At 44.5% G+C, this 17,735-nt stretch carries 21 protein-coding genes; 13 read left to right on the top strand and 8 right to left on the bottom strand.

The window, feature by feature from the left end; genetic code table 11:
• The first annotated feature begins 42 nt into the window (after nt 1–42).
• The 3 genes from J7I83_RS12660 (at nt 43) to J7I83_RS12670 (ending at nt 3,046) form a co-directional block, all read left to right on the top strand.
• A complete protein-coding gene (locus J7I83_RS12660; protein ID WP_215101277.1) occupies nt 43–240 on the top strand; it encodes a DUF6501 family protein in 198 nt (65 codons plus the stop codon).
• 85 nt (nt 241–325) lie between these two features.
• Entirely contained in the window at nt 326–1,183 is an 858-nt protein-coding gene (locus tag J7I83_RS12665; protein ID WP_215101279.1) for an AAA family ATPase, read from the top strand.
• 9 nt (nt 1,184–1,192) lie between these two features.
• On the top strand, nt 1,193–3,046 hold the full coding sequence (locus tag J7I83_RS12670; RefSeq protein ID WP_215101281.1) for a vWA domain-containing protein: 1,854 nt from the start codon (nt 1,193–1,195) through the stop codon (nt 3,044–3,046).
• Nucleotides 3,047–3,232: 186 nt separating this feature from the next.
• Here the strand turns inward: J7I83_RS12670 and J7I83_RS18005 are convergent, their stop codons facing one another.
• From J7I83_RS18005 to J7I83_RS12680, 3 genes are all read right to left on the bottom strand, one after another.
• Entirely contained in the window at nt 3,233–3,355 is a 123-nt protein-coding gene (locus J7I83_RS18005) for a hypothetical protein (RefSeq protein ID WP_285228699.1), read from the bottom strand.
• 149 nt (nt 3,356–3,504) lie between these two features.
• Nucleotides 3,505–4,686, bottom strand: coding sequence for a toxic anion resistance protein (locus J7I83_RS12675; protein ID WP_215101283.1), 1,182 nt, complete (start codon nt 4,684–4,686; stop codon nt 3,505–3,507).
• Nucleotides 4,658–5,365 (bottom strand): 5-bromo-4-chloroindolyl phosphate hydrolysis family protein, encoded by a 708-nt coding sequence (locus J7I83_RS12680; protein ID WP_215101285.1) that lies wholly within the window; start codon nt 5,363–5,365, stop codon nt 4,658–4,660. The genes J7I83_RS12675 and J7I83_RS12680 overlap by 29 nt, the downstream gene beginning before the upstream one ends.
• 204 nt (nt 5,366–5,569) lie before the next feature.
• Between J7I83_RS12680 and J7I83_RS12685 the strand changes: the two genes are divergently transcribed.
• The 4 genes from J7I83_RS12685 to J7I83_RS12700 all read left to right on the top strand — a co-directional run bounded on the left by J7I83_RS12685 (nt 5,570) and on the right by J7I83_RS12700 (nt 7,231).
• Nucleotides 5,570–5,866, top strand: a complete 297-nt coding sequence (locus tag J7I83_RS12685) for a DUF1033 family protein (RefSeq protein ID WP_215101288.1) — start codon at nt 5,570–5,572, stop codon at nt 5,864–5,866.
• A gap of 184 nt (nt 5,867–6,050) precedes the next feature.
• Nucleotides 6,051–6,251 carry a cold-shock protein gene (locus J7I83_RS12690; RefSeq protein ID WP_215101290.1) on the top strand — a complete coding sequence of 67 codons (201 nt, stop codon included), beginning with the start codon at nt 6,051–6,053 and terminating at the stop codon, nt 6,249–6,251.
• 242 nt (nt 6,252–6,493) lie between these two features.
• Nucleotides 6,494–6,700 (top strand): cold-shock protein, encoded by a 207-nt coding sequence (locus tag J7I83_RS12695; protein WP_215101292.1) that lies wholly within the window; start codon nt 6,494–6,496, stop codon nt 6,698–6,700.
• A gap of 54 nt (nt 6,701–6,754) precedes the next feature.
• On the top strand, nt 6,755–7,231 hold the full coding sequence (locus tag J7I83_RS12700) for a YkvA family protein (RefSeq protein WP_215101294.1): 477 nt from the start codon (nt 6,755–6,757) through the stop codon (nt 7,229–7,231).
• 120 nt (nt 7,232–7,351) lie between these two features.
• Here the strand turns inward: J7I83_RS12700 and J7I83_RS12705 are convergent, their stop codons facing one another.
• Both J7I83_RS12705 and J7I83_RS12710 read right to left on the bottom strand, forming a co-directional pair.
• A complete protein-coding gene (locus J7I83_RS12705; RefSeq protein ID WP_215101295.1) occupies nt 7,352–8,959 on the bottom strand; it encodes an ABC-F family ATP-binding cassette domain-containing protein in 1,608 nt (535 codons plus the stop codon).
• Nucleotides 8,960–9,066: 107 nt separating this feature from the next.
• A complete protein-coding gene (locus tag J7I83_RS12710) occupies nt 9,067–9,300 on the bottom strand; it encodes a hypothetical protein (protein WP_215101297.1) in 234 nt (77 codons plus the stop codon).
• Between the two features lie 345 nt (nt 9,301–9,645).
• Between J7I83_RS12710 and J7I83_RS12715 the strand changes: the two genes are divergently transcribed.
• A complete protein-coding gene (locus J7I83_RS12715) occupies nt 9,646–10,821 on the top strand; it encodes an MFS transporter (RefSeq protein ID WP_215101299.1) in 1,176 nt (391 codons plus the stop codon).
• A gap of 90 nt (nt 10,822–10,911) precedes the next feature.
• On the opposite strand, the gene J7I83_RS12720 is transcribed toward J7I83_RS12715, so the two are convergent.
• Complete coding sequence (locus J7I83_RS12720) at nt 10,912–11,223, bottom strand: hypothetical protein (protein WP_215101301.1); 312 nt, start codon at nt 11,221–11,223, stop codon at nt 10,912–10,914.
• Between the two features lie 106 nt (nt 11,224–11,329).
• Entirely contained in the window at nt 11,330–11,860 is a 531-nt protein-coding gene (msrA, locus tag J7I83_RS12725) for a peptide-methionine (S)-S-oxide reductase MsrA (RefSeq protein ID WP_215101303.1), read from the bottom strand.
• 390 nt (nt 11,861–12,250) lie between these two features.
• Here msrA and J7I83_RS12730 point away from each other — a divergent pair, with 390 nt between their 5' ends.
• The 4 genes from J7I83_RS12730 to J7I83_RS12745 all read left to right on the top strand — a co-directional run bounded on the left by J7I83_RS12730 (nt 12,251) and on the right by J7I83_RS12745 (nt 15,979).
• Nucleotides 12,251–13,198, top strand: coding sequence for an LCP family protein (locus J7I83_RS12730; protein WP_215101305.1), 948 nt, complete (start codon nt 12,251–12,253; stop codon nt 13,196–13,198).
• Nucleotides 13,199–13,256: 58 nt separating this feature from the next.
• Entirely contained in the window at nt 13,257–14,465 is a 1,209-nt protein-coding gene (locus J7I83_RS12735; protein ID WP_215101307.1) for an AI-2E family transporter, read from the top strand.
• 64 nt (nt 14,466–14,529) lie between these two features.
• The gene (locus tag J7I83_RS12740) at nt 14,530–14,949 is read left to right on the top strand and encodes a sporulation protein (RefSeq protein ID WP_215101309.1); all 420 of its coding nucleotides are present in this window, start codon (nt 14,530–14,532) and stop codon (nt 14,947–14,949) included.
• Between the two features lie 646 nt (nt 14,950–15,595).
• Nucleotides 15,596–15,979, top strand: a complete 384-nt coding sequence (locus J7I83_RS12745) for a hypothetical protein (protein WP_215101311.1) — start codon at nt 15,596–15,598, stop codon at nt 15,977–15,979.
• A 194-nt stretch (nt 15,980–16,173) separates the two neighbouring features.
• Here J7I83_RS12745 and J7I83_RS12750 read toward each other — a convergent pair whose 3' ends face one another.
• Nucleotides 16,174–16,638 carry a hypothetical protein gene (locus J7I83_RS12750; protein WP_215101313.1) on the bottom strand — a complete coding sequence of 155 codons (465 nt, stop codon included), beginning with the start codon at nt 16,636–16,638 and terminating at the stop codon, nt 16,174–16,176.
• A 345-nt stretch (nt 16,639–16,983) separates the two neighbouring features.
• On the opposite strand from J7I83_RS12750, the gene J7I83_RS12755 reads away from it, so the two are divergent.
• Nucleotides 16,984–17,610, top strand: coding sequence for a hypothetical protein (locus J7I83_RS12755; protein WP_251047636.1), 627 nt, complete (start codon nt 16,984–16,986; stop codon nt 17,608–17,610).
• Nucleotides 17,611–17,735 lie beyond the last annotated feature (125 nt).

The following is a 17,735-nucleotide window of genomic DNA, read 5'->3' on the forward strand; positions in this document are numbered from 1 at the left end:
CCTTATACTGAAGGTATAGACAGATTGAAAAGGATGAGGACGATGATTCACAACGAATGGCTTGAAAGAGAAACGATTAAAACGGTAACTTGCAAGCACACAGAGGCAGCTAAGTTTTTAGTTTCAAATGTACTGACTGCAGGAAAAGAATACGAAGTGAAGAATGAGACCGAAGAATTTATTTTTGTTATAGACAATACCGGTAAAATCGGCGGGTTCTACAAAACATATTTTGAATAATGGATGGTGGGCTGTTGCAGTCCGCAAGAATATCAAAAAGCCGATGGATTAACATCGGCTTTTTCTGTGGAAAAGAGGAAACGGAATGTCGTTGATTGAACAAGATATCAGTAAAAGAAAAGAACGCACACATGAAAACTATGGAAAATTGATCGGAAAAGCAGGCTACATTGCACCGGACAACCATTTATGGCAAGATATTTTGTCAGCGATTGTTCTGCGTAAACCGGTGTTGCTGAAAGGGCCGACCGGGGCGGGCAAGACCAAGTTGGCGGAAAGCATCTCGGCTCTTTTCGGGCAGCCGATGCAAAGCATCAACTGTTCTGTTGACCTGGATGCGGAAGCGCTGTTGGGCTTTAAGACATTGGTGCAGCGGGATGGCCAAAGCGTCATTGAGTTTGTCGAAGGTCCAGTGGTGACTGCCATGAAAAAAGGCCATTTTCTTTATATCGATGAAATCAATATGGCAAAAGCTGAAACCTTGCCGATTCTCCACAGCGCATTGGACCATCGCCGCATGATGACGAATCCATTTACCGGGGAAGTGATAGAGGCTCATCCTGATTTCGGCGTGATTTCTGCGATCAATGAAGGCTATATCGGGACTGCTCCCATGAATGAAGCCTTGAAAAATCGCTTTATTGCCTATCCGATTCCTTATTTGACCGGAGGACAGCTGGCTGAGCTATGGGATCGCGAATTCCCGGAAGCAGATGGCAACCTAAAAGCATTTATGCTGAATCTGGCAGAAGACTTGATGAAACAGGTCGAAAATGGCTTGTTGTCTGAAGAAGCGGCTTCGATTCGAAGTCTTCTGGATGCTACGGCTTTAGCGGAGTATATGGATCCGTTGCGCGCAGTGCAATACGCTATTGCCGAAAAATTGGATGATGAAAGCGAACGCGATTTGTTCATGGATCTGGCTCATACTTGGAAAAAGTAGGTGGAAACGATGGCATCAGTTAACCGGTTTATCCAATTTAATAACGAAACCATCGATACAAAGATGCTTCATCAAATGGAGCTGCTCGCTGGCGCATTGGCGGATGCTCCTTATCTGAAAGTGACGACGCGCAAATTGGTGGAATTGCGGCCATCTGAAGCGGCCATGTCCATCAGCGTTTTTTGGCGGCATCGCACAAAGCGGATCGAGCGCAATGGCTACCTGTCGGATATCTATTTGATGGCGGCCGGCTATTGGCGTGATTTCAGTCTTGCGGCATGGCGGAAGTTCAAAAAGAGCGATACTTCTTTGCCGAGCCTGCGGGAACAACTGCTATTATGCGCAGAGGAATTCAGGCTATCCGAACAAATCAAAGCGGCTCGTCCCGGAACGGCTGCGGCTTTTGATACACGGGAAACCGTTTACACCGAATACCACAGGGATCAGTTTAAGCAAAACCGTAAAAAGGGCTTTAAAAGCGATTTGTTGCTAAATGCAGCTTATTTGCGCTTGCGTGGCGTTGAAGTAGATGCAGGTGAGCATTTTAATGCCCTGTTTTTCATTTGGACTGATTTGTTTGAAGCAAAGTCGACAATGGATTCAGTAAAAATAGTGGGCCGGCTCATGGATCGAGCTGAATTCATGCTCGATTCGGATGCGCTGCACACTTATTATACTTTTGGCGAAGCAGCTGGAAAAATACCGCCTTTCCACTACCACGAAGGGATTGAAGCCGAAGAGGCGGACGAGCCCGAAGAAATTGAGACCATTGAAGAATGGTTCCAGTCCTGGCATCAGGAAGCCGAAATGAGCGAGGCGCCGGCAATGGAATTTGAGCTCGAACGCGGCGACTCCCAGCTCGCGGAGGGCGGCAGGGAAGAAGAAGGAGCCGGAGATGTGCAGCAGACCGCTAAAGGTGATTCAAGCGGAGAGCATCTCGAAGACAGTGATGCCGAGGACCGACAGATGGCAAGCCGTCCGAAAGGGGCGGAGGGTAAATTCGGTTCTGCCAATGACCAGGTAGTGTATCACGAATCCAGACTAAGAGCCGACGGCGATCATCGCCTTGACATTGAAGCCTGGCGAAAAAAACAGGCTCCGTACGTGCGTGCTTTGCTGAAAGAGCTGAAAAAACGGATGACCCAAAGGCAGGAAGGGGTACGCAACAACTTGAACGCAGGAAGGCTGTCGAAAAAACTGGTGCCGTTGGCGATCGAAGAACGGCCCAAGCCGTTTTACCGAAAAACGGCGCCTTCCAAAGAACTGGATGCGGTTTTTTGCCTATTGATTGATGGTTCCGCATCGATGCTCGATAAACTGGATGAAACAAAGCAAGCCGTTCTGTTGTTCCACGATGTGCTGCGCGGGTTGAATGTTCCGCATGAAATCGTGCTGTTTTACGAAGACGCTTACGAAGCCAGTGATGCTGAGCAACCAAACTATTTTGAGTGGATGCACAAGTTTGAAGATCGCGGCAAAGACCACGCTCAGGAAATCGCGTCACTCGATGCACATGAAGACAACCGGGACGGCTTCGCCATTCGCTGGATGAACAGCCGCCTGAAACGCCGGACCGAAAAACACCGGTTTTTACTGGTCTTTTCTGACGGGGAGCCATCTGCCTATAATTACGCTGAAAACGGCGTGGTGGATACGGCAAACGCCGTTGCGGAGGCGAAAAAGCAGGGCATCGAAGTCCTGCATCTGTTTTTGAGCGGCGACTCGATTACTGAAGAGCAAGCTGCGTTTTACCGGATGATGTATGGCAATAAATCCGTTAGTGCCGATTCCTTAGAACAATTTGTCGAACAGACCCTGCGCCTCTTGAAAAGAAGCTTGCATCTGGTGATTCAGGCAGGATGATTTTTAACTTTTTATGGTTAAGATTTGCTTGTAACAATAGTTGTATCCCAGTATAAGGATTTATTTTCTGAAAAGTAAAGCTCGCAGAATACTTTCTAACTATATAAGTTGAACTAAAGAGACCAGCTTTTACCCAACGCTTCGGCCGCTTTGGGCATGGCTCCTGGACGCGCCGGCGCTAAGAGATTAATTGAATTCGTAGCGAGCTTCTGTTTTGCCACTGTATTCATAACGGGCGTTTAGACCGAGTCCGTTCGGCGTAAGCCCTTGGCAGCTGGCACCGCGACGTCCTGTCCGCACCAGCTGCATGACCCGCATCCTGCGGGCCCGAAAGCAGAGCTGGTTTGCGGAATACCAGCAAGCGAAGATCATTAGTTTAACTCATATAGGCTGGAACACTTTCCATGAAATAAAACACACAAAACCCCGGAAGCTAGTGAGCTTCCGGGGTTTAAACTTTAAATATTATTCTTTTCGCTATTGTCGTGGATGGCGAGAAGGCGTTGTTTCAAATCTTCTTCCATACGACCGATTTCAAGCTCTGCCGCTTTGCGGTTTCTGCGTCCTTCTGCTTGGATCTTCAGCGTTTCTTCAATAGTTTCGAGCAGGTTTTCCTGTGTTTTCTTCAAGGTGTCGATTTCGACGATGCCGCGCTCGTTTTCACGGGCGGTTTCGATCGAATTCATTTTCAGCATTTCCGAGTTTTTCAAGAGCAGGTCATTTGTGGTTGAGGTGACTTGCTTTTGGGCTTCCACGGCCTTGAGCTGTTTGTTCAATGTCAACGCAATGGCAATCTGGTTTTTCCATAATGGAATCGACGTCATGATGGAAGACTGGATCTTTTCCGCCAGGGTTTGGTTGGTCTGTTGGATCATGCGGATCTGCGGTGCGCTTTGAATGGTGATTTGGCGTGATAGCTGCAGATCGTACAGGCGTTTTTCCAGCCGGTCCACGTATTGGACCATATCGTTGACTTCCTGATAGACCATTTGATCCTGCGAAGTTTCCGCTTTTTTGCGGAGTGCAGGAATCGTTTCGTTCATGATTTCATCGCGCTTTAATTCAGCTGCAGCGATATAGACATTCAAAGCCTGGAAATAAGTTTTGTTCTGGTCGTAAAGCTGCTCCAGCATCTGAACATCATCCAGCAGACTGCGTTTGGAATGGTCGAGTTGGATGCTGATGCGGTCAACCTGGCTGCTGAGCTTTTGGTATTTGCTCATCATTTCCTGGACCGAGTATTTGGCTTTTGAAAACAGCTTGCGGATTCCTGTTTTTTTGCTTTGTGTCAACTCTTCAGGATTCAGTTCCTGCAGCTTTTTCATCAAGTCATGCAGCACGTCACCAACAGGGCCGATGTCTTTATGTTGAACATGGTCGAGCATCTTGTGTGAAAACTGGCTCAGCTGGTTTTGGGCATTAGCGCCGTAAGTCAGGATCGCTTCATTATTGCCGATCGGAATTTGCTTGGCAAGCTCGCGTGCTTTGGCCTGCTCTTCTTTCGTTAAGCGATCCATCAAAGCGACAGGGCGGCCTTCTGCCTGTTCGGCAACTGACTGCTCCTGCTTTTCCAATTGCATGCCAAAAGGCGATTCCAATAAATCATCCAATTCACTTCGTGTTGATGGTTTCTCTGTCATCTTCCACGTCTCCCTCGTGTTCAGGCTCTGGCTGAACGAGTAATTTCTGGTCATTGTGCTGATTGACAGCTAATTGGGCATAATCCAGTTCCATCCGCAATTTTTCAACATCGCTGGATAGCACACGCTTTAAATCCTGCTCCATCACTTTGTTAAGTGACAGCAGCATTTCCCGCGTGTCCTGCAATGCCACGCGCATTTCCCGGTCCTTGACCGGTTGCCCGACCAATAAGGTGTATTTCTCCGTCAATTCAATGGCTGAATCCAGGTGGGAATAAAAGAACGGTTCAGCCAAATAAAATTTCCGTGGGTTTTGTTGGACCACGATAATGATTTTATTCGCGATTTTTGTCATGTCCATCAATTGCTTGAAGGATGAAATGGAACGGACTTTATAATAATTGCCTTGCAGCTGCTTGATTTTTTCTTTGCCTTCTTTTATTTGGTTCCGCACATTTTTAAATTCACTTCGGGTCATCCCGAGATTTTTGGAATCAGAGGAAATCTGAACTTGTTTAATGGTGCTGTTGCTGGCGATATATGTTCCGGCAGCCACGGCTCCAGAAGCGATCAACCCGATTTCTGCGCCTAAATAAAGGACCGGGAACATCACTGTCATGAGAGGCAGGCTGACGGATTGCCTTTTGATGAAATTTTCAATTGGCTTTAGGGGCTTCATGCAAAGGACCTCCTTCACTGCTACTTAATCTATACGTCCTGGACACTGAAAAGTTTCATATCAATGCCTTCTCTACCTTGTATTTTACGTGAAAGAGGAAGTCAATACAAACTTTCGAATCCGTAGGGAAGATTAGGCGAAACACTTTACAAGCCCAAAAAATTTTGGCACAATGCTAAATAGAAAGAAACGAGGCGGATTGCTATGCACGAAATCGTCTATATCCGAGCTGATTATGAACCTTGGTGGATGTTTGATGGCTGGGAAGAGAAAGTCATCTCACGTCAGAAATTCGAGTCAGCCGAGAAGGCACAGCATTATCTGGAAGAACTTGAACGGGATTTTAGCCGTCGATTTTCTGGACGCGAAAAAAGGGATCCTGCCTTTACCGCATATTGGAATGAAGAAGAAATGGAATATTGCGATAAATGCGAAGAGGATTTACAGATATTTCACGGCTTGATTTGGCTTTCTAATGGCAAACCAAAGATAAGTTTTTAGATTTATTTGACTTTTGTAGTCAATTTGATATAATTACATTAACAATATGAATTCTTCACCAATTACAGCTATTCACATATTCCCAAAAGTGATCAGCACGTGATGGTACTTTAGGGAATATGTGAATTTTTTTATTTGAAAAGATTCCATATTGAAAATTTTTTTACCTTGGGAGGTAATTTATATGCAAGAAGGAACAGTAAAATGGTTTAACTCAGAAAAAGGCTTTGGTTTTATTGAAGTTGAAGGCGGAGACGATGTATTCGTACATTTCTCAGCAATCCAAGGTGAAGGCTTTAAAACGCTTGACGAAGGGCAACGTGTTGAGTTCGAAGTAGAAGAAGGCAACCGTGGACCACAAGCAACAAACGTATCTAAAGCTTAATGACCAAGAACCGCTCTCTCGGGAGCGGTTCTTTTTTACGGTCACTATAAATTATACGGCAATCCACTCCCAGAATTTTCTATACCGCTCTATCGTTGCACCTTACTGGCTTTAATCGAAGGGGCATATTTTTTTCAGTAATGCCAAACTGCCTGGACGGTTAGCCGCGATAAAGGTTTTTATTTATGGACGCAGGGTATAAATAGATGACTGGCGAAAGAGAATTATGGGAGGTTTTATGAATGGAAGGCAAAGTGAAATCATTTGATGAGAATAAAGGCATAGGCATGATCACAGGTGACAATGGGGAAGATTTCTTTTTCGAGGAAATCAATATCAATGTCGAGGGCTTCCGGAAACTGGTACCAGGCCAACCGGTAAAATTCACCGTGTATGAAGGCGTAGCCGATAAAGAACGTGTAGCGACAAATGTGACATTGATATTCTAAATAATGAGTGATACTCGTTAATTGCGTAATCGAAAGAATAAGGAGGATACAGGAATGGCCGATGAATATTTAAAAAAACCGATGCCAAGCAAAAAAAAGCAAGAAGATTTTTACTATAAGCTCCGCAAAAAAGTACAGAATTGGGTGGACTCCAAACCTAAAATATTCGGAACGGTCAGCGGCTATGTATTGTTCGCACCGGATTTGTTCCACCTGCTGACGAGATTGATGCTGGACAGCCGGATTGATTCGAAAAGCAAGGCTGCAGTCGGTGCGGGTATCATGTATTTCATCGCACCAATTGATTTCCTGCCAGAGCTTTTGATTGGTCCTGCAGGATTCCTGGATGATGTTGTGGTTGCGGTATTTGTCATCAACACGATACTGAACAAATTCCCGGCGGAAGTCATTACAGAGCATTGGACAGGGGACGAAGACTTATTGGCTTTTATCAAAAAAGTATCCAATTCAAGTAATAAATACGTTTCCAAATTGCCTGCTGGCCGTTTGGTGAAACGTTTCATGAAATAAAGCAGCATAGAGAAAGCCGCGGATCTGCGAAGATCCGCGGCTTTTCTTTGTCGTAAAAAAAACAGCAGACGCGCTCGTGTAAATGAGTGCGCCTGCTGTTGGAATGGCAGATATTCGATTTTAGTTTGTGATTCCCTGGGTATCTTTCCATTCCAGGTATTCATCGTAGCCCAATTGCTTGTCGAGGATCGAACCGTCTTCACGGATTTCAATCACGCGGTTTGCAACCGTCTGGATAAACTGATGGTCATGGGAAGTGAAGACCATGGCACCTTTAAAGGCGATCATGCCATTGTTCAAAGCCTGGATCGATTCAAGGTCCAAGTGGTTGGTCGGCTCATCCAATAACAGGACGTTGGCGTGTGACAGCATCATTTTCGACAGCATGCAGCGCACTTTTTCGCCACCGGATAAAACAGAAGGTTTCTTTTTCACTTCTTCGCCGGAGAACAGCATTCTGCCGAGGAAGCCGCGAAGGAACGTTTCGCTTTCGTCTTCTGGTGAGTACTGGCGGAGCCAATCCACCAATGACAATTCACTGCCTTCAAAGTAGAGGTTGTTGTCGATCGGCAAGTAAGCGCGTGAAGTGGTGACGCCCCAGCGAGCCGTACCGGATGCCGGCTGGTCTTCTTCAGCGAGGATGCGGAGAAGCGCCGATTTTGCAAGCGGATCACCGACCAGGACGATTTTATCGTCTTTGTTCAGATTAAAGCTGACGTTGTTCAACAATTGCTTGCCGTCAACTGTTTGGCTGACATCTTTCACCGTCAGCACATCGTTGCCGATTTCGCGTCCGATGGTGAAGTTGACGAACGGATATTTACGGGAAGAAGGGCGGATATCATCCAGTTCGATTTTATCAAGCATTTTCTTCCGTGATGTCGCCTGCTTCGATTTGGAAGCGTTGGCGGAGAAGCGGGTGATAAAGGCTTGAAGCTCTTTAATCTTTTCCTCTTTTTTCGAGTTCTGATCCGAGGCCAAACGGGTAGCCAATTGGCTTGATTCGTACCAGAAGTCGTAGTTTCCGACATAAAGCTGAATTTTACCAAAGTCAAGATCGGCGATATGCGTACATACTTTGTTCAGGAAGTGGCGGTCATGCGATACGACGATGACAGTGTTGTTAAAGTTGATCAGGAATTCTTCCAGCCATTGGATCGCTTTCAAGTCCAGATGGTTGGTCGGCTCATCCAGCAATAGAACATCGGGTTTGCCGAATAAAGCCTGCGCCAAAAGCACTTTCACTTTATCGGAACCGGATAGTTCAGCCAATTTCTTGTCGTGCAGATCCTCAGAAATGCCAAGGCCCTGCAGCAGGATCGCGGCTTCGGATTCAGCTTCCCAACCGTTCAATTCTGCAAACTCGCCTTCAAGCTCAGCAGCGCGCATGCCGTCTTCATCAGAGAAATCTTCCTTCATGTAGATGGCGTTTTTCTCGGACATGACCTCATATAATTTCTTATGGCCCATAATAACCGTCTCAAGAACAGCATACTCTTCGAACTCAAAGTGGTTTTGCTTTAATACAGCAAGGCGTTCGCCAGATCCCATATAGACATTTCCAGACTGTGCATCAAGTTCACCGGAAAGAATTTTAATGAACGTCGATTTGCCGGCACCATTGGCACCAATCAATCCGTAGCAATTGCCGGGGTTAAATTGAATATTTACATCTTCGAATAGTTTGCGGTCACCAAAGCGAAGACTTACATCATTTACAGCTATCATTTATACGTACCTCCTAAATTTCACAATAAGAAGAGTATACCACGAAATCCACGGAAATCGATAGCAATCGCCCGTGGTCTCGGATAAACTAAAAATATGAGCTTGGTTTATCTTGTTTTGCGTTTCACATATGCTTCCAGCATGCCGAGTTCCTTATTCAGCAAATACTCCATCTGTACATAGTCACGCCGGCCGGGGATGTGTTCCGGCGTCAGGCCTTTCATCGAATAGATAAAGTAGTAGCCGCCGATTTGGCGAAACAACACGACAACATGCGGGAATTCATCGAAAAGCGCTTTTATGTTGTAGCGTTTTGCGTAACTCCAGTTTACGAGCTTCATCGATTACCCGCCTTTCACACCTTTATTTTAAATGATGGAAGGTGGAGAACACAAGTTTGGCGTTGTGTACTGATCATTACAGCAGAATAGAATATAATGTCTTGAAATTCAGCAAATGCGCTATTTTGTTTTTTTGCTTCTTAATTAATGAAGAACTCACTCCAGGTGGACGCTTTTCTCCGCCTTCTGGTGTTTCTTCTGATTCGTCTGAGCACCAATAGAAGTTGAACTTAAGATCAGTCATTTCATGCTCTGCTTCGCCCAGCAAGTAGACGCGCCGGTGCCGTTTTTTTACTTGAAAAATATGGATCGACACACTTAATTTTGTTAACAGGAGGAAAAAACGTGATTGAAAAGCAAAAAAATCCAGCAATGGGCATGATGGTCTTGGCGATCTTGTTTGTCGCTTTGAACCTGCGTCCGGCCATTTCGTCCATCGGTCCGATGCTCGAGCCCATTCGCGCAGATTTGGATTTAAGCAATAGCGAGGTCAGCTTGCTTACGGCGGTTCCTGTTTTCTGTATGGGGTTATTTGCGCCATTAGCCGTCCTGTTCGGCCGGAAATTCGGCCTGAAACGGTCCATTGCCCTATTGCTGCTGGCCATTGGCTTGTTTACATTGGTTAGGGGCTTTATGCCGACCTATCCGGTTCTGCTTGCCAGTGCCTTTTTCATCGGGTTGGCGATTGCCATCATCAGCCCCTTGCTGTCGGCGATGATCAAGCGTGATTTCCCGATGCGGACTGCGGCACTGATCGGAGTTTATTCGTTCGGGATGGGATTGGGGGCGACGTTGTCAGCCGGACTGACAGGTGTCTTCTATACCGTTGCGGATTGGCCACTGGCAATTGCCAGCTGGAGTTTGTTATCAATCGTGGCAGTCATCATTTGGCTGCGTGTGGAACAGCCTGCTGAGGTGAAGGCAGAAGAAGCGGGGCTTGAAAAAAACGTCCAGGTATCGCCCTGGAGAAACAAGCGGGCTTGGTATATGCTGCTGTTTTTCGGCTGCCAATCGGCTTTGTTCTTTTCCTTGCTGACCTGGCTTGCGCCGATCGCAATTGAAAAAGGCTTGTCTGTATTGGCGGCGGGCGGCGTATTGACCTTGATGTCAGCGGTACAAATCGCCGGGAATATCAGCATTCCGCTGTTTTTTAATAAATTTCCGAATCGCTTAGGTTGGATATTGATCGTCTTGTCTTTTGGGACGCTGGGAATCCTGCTGTTGATGTTCGGCAATTTGGCCAGCATTTGGATAGCGGCAGCTTTTATCGGCATAGCACTGGGCGGATTGTTTCCGATTGCCTTGCTGATGCCGCTCGATGAGACAACTTCTGCTGATGAAGCCAATAGCTGGACGGCAATGACACAGTCAGGCGGCTACATCATTTCAGCTTTCATGCCCCTGACGATCGGGATTGTCTACGACCAAACAGGCAATCACACCATCACCTTGCTGATGTTTCTGGTTTTTATAGTTTTAATGGTCATTTTCGCGGTTTTGCTTAATAAAAAGAACGAATAAATTGGCCTTCAGAATCACTATTTCCGATGCCACTTTGGCTGTATTGCGGAATATCGGCAGTAAAAGATGAGTAGGGCAACTTATAGCCATTTATTCTTTCGGGTCTACCAGAAAAAAATCTTTAATGGCATAGGGCTGAAGCACAACTATCCAGGAAAGATAAAGGGAAATTAAAGGGAAAATGATACACCAGGACGAAATCATGGTGAACGACAGTTCTGAATTTGGAAAGAAAGAAGTAAAATACCAAAGATTATAGCTTAAAGTCAAAAACATCGTTGCAATCGGACCGATGTAGACTTTATTAGTGAGAATAGCGAGAAAAACGCCAATTCCGATGACAATCGCCGGAACAATCACCAATTGCATAATAATAGGGTCAATGGCTTCAATGATCTTCAATCGAGTTCCTCCCTAAACTGATAATGGAAATAAAATGAATTTGATGCCACTCTGGAAGATGGCGGATTATTCCGTCAATGGAAAAGGGGGAAAAAAAGTTGACGCATTAAGCGTCAACTTTTTGCCAGACGTCGGAAAGAAATTTGTCCCGTCCAGACTCTGCCCGGTCTTTCTCATAGTGTTCTGCGTTTTTCTTATAAAAATCCTGATGGTAATCTTCTGCAGCATAGAATGGAGACGCCTCCTGAATTTGGGTGACGACAGGTTTATCGAAACGTCCGCTGTGGTCGAGTTCCTGCTTCGATTTTTCCGCAATCGCACGCTGCCGTTCGTTGTGGACGAATATCGATGCCCGGTAGGAAGGACCGCGGTCCTGAAATTGGCCTTCGTCATCTGTAGGATCAATTTGCTGCCAAAAAATATCAAGTAATTGTTCGTATGGAAAAATGTCCGGCTGGAACGTGATCTCGACAACTTCCAAATGGCCGGTTGTTCCGGCTTTCACTTGTTCGTATGTAGGGTTTTCTATATGTCCGCCGCTGTATCCTGAAACGACCTGCTCGATGCCGTCAAACTGGTCAAATGGTTTGACCATGCACCAAAAGCAGCCGCCTGCAAACGTCGCTTTTTCTATCATGTTGTCGGCTCCTCTCGGGTAGGGAAACTAAGATGATGGAAAAGTTGGTTATCCATCTGAAAATTATTGTGGTAAGAAAAATCTTACCACTCAGCTGATTTGCGGACAATAAAAATGTACTGAAACAGCCGAACATGAACTTTATGTGCTGGAAAAGATGCTGTTTCGGGTTCATTTTGGCAACAATGCCCATCGTGATTGGAAAAAGGATGGTGGGTAGTCTGCTCGATTTAACAAGATATTCACTTTTACAGTCTATCAATAATCGCCTGAACCGGTATAAAAAGACTATTTCTATGGTCAAACTCAATAAATCAGAAGGATTGCCGAAACTTAATGCATAGAAGAGCGTCTTATTGACGTAAAAGTTTAGAAAGGAGTGCATTTATTATGGAAGAAGAACTACAACCCCTCAAAAGAAAAAGACGCAAAAGAAGAAAATTTCGGCTGCGCGGCATCGTCTTCCTGCTCCTAGTCGTTTTAATCGCTATTGGCACGTATGCATTCATACAATATAAAAGTGGTGTCAGTTTAGCAGACAATTCTGAGCAAGAACCCGTTACATTCAATGGAGATGCAGCAAATGAAGATTATGAAAATATTCTGGTGCTTGGTGTTGATTCGCGTGGAGAAGAGCAGTCCCGTACAGATACAATGATGCTTGCAACTCATGACAAAGTGAACGGTGAAATCAAACTGACCTCATTTATGCGGGACATCTATGCGGATATCCCCGGCTATCAATCCTATAAATTAAATACAGCCTATTATCTAGGTGGAGTGGATCTGCTTGCAGATACATTGAGACACATGTTCGGGGTTGAAATCCATCATTATGCGCTGATCGATTTTTCAAGTTTTGAAAGCCTGGTAGATGTAGCTGCACCAAGCGGTGTCGAAATCGATGTTGAAAAAGCGATGTCTGAAAATATCGGTGTTTCATTGACGCCAGGTGTTCAAAACCTGAACGGCAAAGAGCTATTGGGCTATGCCCGTTTCCGCGCTGATAATGAAGGTGATTTTGGACGGGTCCGCCGTCAGCAGCAAGTGATTGCAGCCATGAAAGATGAGTTGGTCAGCTTCACCGCTTTCCCGAAATATCCGAAATTGGCGGGAGCGTTGCAGGGCTATGTCCAAACCGATATGCCATTGACCGACCAATTCAAACTGTCGATGCAATTGGCAACCGGCGGGAGCGGGGAAGTACAGCGATTGACTTTGCCTGTTGAAAACAGCTTTACTTATGGAAGTTATTCGCATGCGGGATCGGTTCTCGACATAAATCTCGTGCAGAACAGGCAAGCATTAAGTGAATATTTGTCGCAACCCTTAGACTAAATCATCAGTGATTATGATATCATGAAGGTATAAAGTCTATTTAGAAAAGGGGAAGCTTATGCAGCCAGAGGACAAGATTGGCCAGTCAGAAGGTAAACCATCATTCTTTGCCACCGGGTATATCCAATTTTTAGGTGGGAGAAATACCCTATTCACGCTAATTTCGTTGTTATTGCTTGGATTGGTGGTCTTTATTTTCTGGGAAGTTTCATTTATTTTCCATCCTCTCAGCGTTTTTATGAAAACAGTCGTTTTGCCGATTGTCTTGGCGCTGATTTTCTTTTACCTGCTTCGGCCGATATTGCGCATGCTCGAGAAGTTTAAAATACCGCGCATCTGGGGAATCATCATCATCTTTTTAGGTTTGATCGGGTTGACTACCTTGTTGATCGTCTTGGTATTTCCGTTTTTGCGTTCCCAATTTCAAACCTTGATCGAAGAGTTTCCGGTTTATTTCATGCAATTGCTGACAGATGTGGATGCGTTTTTGAGAACTTCGTTTATCGGTAATTATTACAGCGAATCCAACTTTACAATCGATACATTGATGGCTACGCTGCCCGCGAATATTGCCGATACCTTGCAAAATACAGTAACCAGCATCATTACAGGAGTCACCGGTTTGATTTCGACCATAACCGGCGTTATTTTGTCGGTGGTCATCGTTCCTTTCATCTTGTTTTATCTTTTGAAAGATGGCGATAAGTTGCCGGAGTATTTCCTGAAGCTATTGCCGCCAAGATTCCGTGACGATACTCGTGAAGTGTTAACAGAAGCGGATCATCAATTGAGTGCCTATATACAGGGCCAGCTGATTGTTGCATTTTTCATTGGGGTCATGGTCTATATCGGGTTCCTGATCATTGGTATGGATTATGCCTTATTGCTGGGCGTTTTAGCCATGGTCACTAGCATTGTGCCATATATTGGGCCTGCGATCGCCATAGCCCCGGCAGCCATCATTGCTTTGGTCACCTCTCCGTTCATGCTCATTAAACTGGCAATTGTTTGGACGGTTGTGCAAGTGGTAGAAGGCAATTTGATTTCTCCGCAGGTCATGGGGAAAACCTTGTTCATCCATCCTGTAACCATCATTTTCGTTCTTTTGACTGCAGGATCCCTATTCGGCATCGTCGGAGTCATTCTTGGGATACCAATGTATGCATTGCTGCGGGTTTTGATTTCTCATTTTTATAAACTATTTAAACGGCGCTATAATAGACATGAGACTAACTTAGAGAACCAATACGATTATACTGAACTATAAGATTGTTTTGAAACAACGAAGTTGTGGTATATAATGATTAACAAAATTTGGGGGTTTCTACGCTATGAAGTTTAAGGATTTTTTATCATCTATCGGCATTGGCTCGTTGAAAGTGAACACGGTTGTTGAACGGCCGCATTTGGAAGAAGGCGAGACGTTGAACGGCACGATTTATCTGGATGGCGGTGATGGAGAGCAGACCATCGATTTTATCGAATTGAATGTCGTACGGCTCGTCGAAGATACACGTGACGACAGTGACTTTGATTTTTATGAAACCATTGTCGCTAAGCAAACGATGGAGTTTGCAGGCTCGGTCAAATCAAAGGATACGGTCATGCAGCAGTTTGAAATTGTTCCAGATGAACGTTGGATACTGGAACATCCAAAAGCTAAATTGATCTTGCGAACGATTGTCCATGTAAAAAATGGCTTTAATGCAAGAGATGAAGATGATATTACCTATGGAACACTAGAGAGCTGACATTCAGCTCTTTTTTTTATGGGCTGAAAGCGAGTGGAGGAAAGGTGTTGTGAGGAATTTAACTGTTTCACAGCGCTTCGCCCGCTTTGGGCTGGGATTATTGGTGTGGCAAAAAAGGAGGTGAAACAGCGTTCCGGCAGTTGATCATATAGTGTGTGAAAGCTGGAAAAGAAAAAAGCATCTTGCTATTTTCTTGGTGATATTGATAATCATTATCACTTGTGATAAGGTATATGAGAACAGCAATATAGAGAAAGTCGGGATAGGGAAATTAAGTGGAGGTGGAAAGCGAGGCTTGAGTTTGCTTGCTGGAATAGCATGGAACAGCTGATAGTTCCTCAGAAACAGGCCGTGACCCTGAATTTGTGGTACATCAAACTGGCGTGTTGGCCCGATGCCGCCTATTCGCTTTTGGATTCCGTGTGATCGATCAAGCACTAGCATGCCTTAAACTGATTTCTTGATGTGTAATTAAAGGAAATATGGACGCAATCGCTGTTCACAGATGCTCTGCTCAGCAACTGTGGAACAGCGATTGCCGGTAGAAAGGGATGTGCTGCTGCAAGAACAATGTGGTTTAAAGGTGAGTTTGAGCACTGCCGGAAAACCGAGCGAGGCGGAACACTTAAAATAGGAGCAGAGGCAGATGAAGAAAACGATGCTGATGCTGTGCCTGTTGTTAGCTGGTCAGGCTCAAGCTTATGGAACACATGAAAAACCGGCGTACAGCAATATGGCAGTCAGTGAAGCAGCATCCGCTGTTCTGCTGCAGGCTCAGTTTGAACGGCTGACTGCAGCCCGATTTCCAACAGAAACTGAATTATTGGATGGCGGAAAAACGCAACAGGGAACGGCGATTCACCATGCAGTGATCAAAACGCAGATTGCTGGAGCATCCACGGCTGAAACAAAAAAGGGATTGGCCAAAGCCGATTTGGACGAAGAAGCGGGGCGGGTCGATTGGGGAACCGCAATCATCATTTTATGTGTTGCTTTTTTGGTTTATTTGATCAATAGGAAAAAGCGGTAGGACATTGAATAGCGAACAACGGGTCTCTCCTCATCAAAAAAGTGCCGTCAGGAATATAGGAGATGACGGAAAAGAGTGGATCTCGCCGATAAAAGAAAAATGCTTCCCGAAAAATTTAGTACCAGTAAAATACCATTGCCACGGCTTNNAAGCCGTGGCAATGGTATTTTTTCTCAAGAATGGCATTGAACCAACTATTTTAAGGAGATGCTGTAAATCATTTTTGCACCCAATGCTTTTATTTCAATGTCGGGGGATGCCGTTTTCAGGAGAGCCAATTGCTCGGTGGCTGCTTTTTGGGCATCTTCAAAGTTCGAATGGTTTTCGACTGTTTTGATTGGGTGAAGTTCAAAGGGAGTAGAAGGAGAATGTTTGATAAATAATAATATTATGTAACCTGAAAGGATGGAAGATCCTTGGAATGCATCTGGTTCAATCAATAATTCATTGTCAGGAAAGTAACTGATTTTTTCTTCGCAGATGACGGCAATTCTTTTTAAGATCCATAGATGCCTATCGCCTGAGGGAGGGCTGGATTCGATTCTTTCCAGCACTGTTTCCAAATGCTGTTCGAACCACGGAAACGAATGCGGGTAAAGGGGTGTAAAAACAAAATAGATCCGGTTGTCGTGTTCGTCGAGCAGTTGAAATCCATTCACAGAAATTCCTCCCTCTCAAATCGAATCGTGTAACTGCTTTCATTATAATTGATAGAAAGTCTGGGAACAAACGGTGTGTTTGGTTGCACATGTAAAAAACTACATAAGGTTATATGTTGGAAATTCAAAACAGGTAACAAGAGCTAAAGTAAAAAGCAGTAAACAATTCAATTGTTAATTCTAATTTAAAGGAAGAGAAAGTTTATTTTTTTCGTAGCAACATATAAATGGAAGTTAATTGTAAAAAAGGGAACCTGTTTAAGGTTTCTTTCGTATTACTATTATCAACACGTTTGATGGAAGAAATATTAGAGATTTTTTAAAAAATTATGAGGAGGTAATTTTATGTATTGTACGAAAAATAGCGAACACGTAATTATGAAAAAAGCTATCGGTATTCTGTTTTTGATTTTCACTAGTTTATTGATTGTGGGTTGTTCAGCTGATAGTGCAACAGAGGACAACCAAGCAGAAGCGGAAAAGACGGCCGATAAAAGTGAACAAGCGATTCGGGCTGTTATCGAAAAGGAATTCAATGGGCCAGACGAAAAGTACAAGGCATTATGGGGAGCTATGGCGGAAGCTCAAACTTCAGACAAATATATTGATGATTATGAAGCCTTTCTGGAATCACCTGAATACCAAGAACTTATGAGCTATACGGAAGAAACCTATGCATCTTATTTTACAGAGAACGGTTATGATAATTTCATAAATCAAGCTCCTGCATTTATGTATTCTAGTTTTGATGGCGATTATAACTTAAACACTTCTACTATTGAAATAGCTCAAAGCGAAAACGAAACAACACTATACGACTTCACTTTCCAAGTAGAATATACAGATGAAAACGGTGATTCAAGTCAATTCAATTTCGAGGGTAATGCAATTGCCCCTGAAAAAGGAAAAATTGGGGAGATTGAATATTCGGATGGGGATGAACTGCTTCAAGAGCTAAGAAACAATGAATGAAAATAGTGTAAATGAACGCTGCCTTTAGGTGGCGTTTTATTCATTTTAGACGATTTATATGAAGTCACTACATAAGAAAAAATAGCGCCCCGATTCGCAGATTTCAGGTTTGGGAAATCTTGCGA

It is taken from the genome of Planococcus sp. ISL-110 (assembly GCF_018613575.1).
Classification (GTDB): domain Bacteria; phylum Bacillota; class Bacilli; order Bacillales_A; family Planococcaceae; genus Planococcus.

Excerpts from the sequence above, each read along its gene's own strand:
- J7I83_RS12660 (WP_215101277.1), top strand. The coding sequence starts at position 43 with ATGATTCACAACGAATGGCTTGAAAGAGAAACGATTAAAACGGTAACT.
- J7I83_RS12665 (WP_215101279.1), top strand. The coding sequence starts at position 326 with ATGTCGTTGATTGAACAAGATATCAGTAAAAGAAAAGAACGCACACAT.
- J7I83_RS12670 (WP_215101281.1), top strand. The coding sequence starts at position 1,193 with ATGGCATCAGTTAACCGGTTTATCCAATTTAATAACGAAACCATCGAT.
- J7I83_RS18005 (WP_285228699.1), bottom strand. The coding sequence starts at position 3,355 with ATGCAGCTGGTGCGGACAGGACGTCGCGGTGCCAGCTGCCAAGGGCTT.
- J7I83_RS12675 (WP_215101283.1), bottom strand. The coding sequence starts at position 4,686 with ATGACAGAGAAACCATCAACACGAAGTGAATTGGATGATTTATTGGAA.
- J7I83_RS12680 (WP_215101285.1), bottom strand. The coding sequence starts at position 5,365 with ATGAAGCCCCTAAAGCCAATTGAAAATTTCATCAAAAGGCAATCCGTC.
- J7I83_RS12685 (WP_215101288.1), top strand. The coding sequence starts at position 5,570 with ATGCACGAAATCGTCTATATCCGAGCTGATTATGAACCTTGGTGGATG.
- J7I83_RS12690 (WP_215101290.1), top strand. The coding sequence starts at position 6,051 with ATGCAAGAAGGAACAGTAAAATGGTTTAACTCAGAAAAAGGCTTTGGT.
- J7I83_RS12695 (WP_215101292.1), top strand. The coding sequence starts at position 6,494 with ATGGAAGGCAAAGTGAAATCATTTGATGAGAATAAAGGCATAGGCATG.
- J7I83_RS12700 (WP_215101294.1), top strand. The coding sequence starts at position 6,755 with ATGGCCGATGAATATTTAAAAAAACCGATGCCAAGCAAAAAAAAGCAA.
- J7I83_RS12705 (WP_215101295.1), bottom strand. The coding sequence starts at position 8,959 with ATGATAGCTGTAAATGATGTAAGTCTTCGCTTTGGTGACCGCAAACTA.
- J7I83_RS12710 (WP_215101297.1), bottom strand. The coding sequence starts at position 9,300 with ATGAAGCTCGTAAACTGGAGTTACGCAAAACGCTACAACATAAAAGCG.
- msrA (WP_215101303.1), bottom strand. The coding sequence starts at position 11,860 with ATGATAGAAAAAGCGACGTTTGCAGGCGGCTGCTTTTGGTGCATGGTC.
- J7I83_RS12730 (WP_215101305.1), top strand. The coding sequence starts at position 12,251 with ATGGAAGAAGAACTACAACCCCTCAAAAGAAAAAGACGCAAAAGAAGA.
- J7I83_RS12735 (WP_215101307.1), top strand. The coding sequence starts at position 13,257 with ATGCAGCCAGAGGACAAGATTGGCCAGTCAGAAGGTAAACCATCATTC.
- J7I83_RS12740 (WP_215101309.1), top strand. The coding sequence starts at position 14,530 with ATGAAGTTTAAGGATTTTTTATCATCTATCGGCATTGGCTCGTTGAAA.
- J7I83_RS12745 (WP_215101311.1), top strand. The coding sequence starts at position 15,596 with ATGAAGAAAACGATGCTGATGCTGTGCCTGTTGTTAGCTGGTCAGGCT.
- J7I83_RS12755 (WP_251047636.1), top strand. The coding sequence starts at position 16,984 with ATGTATTGTACGAAAAATAGCGAACACGTAATTATGAAAAAAGCTATC.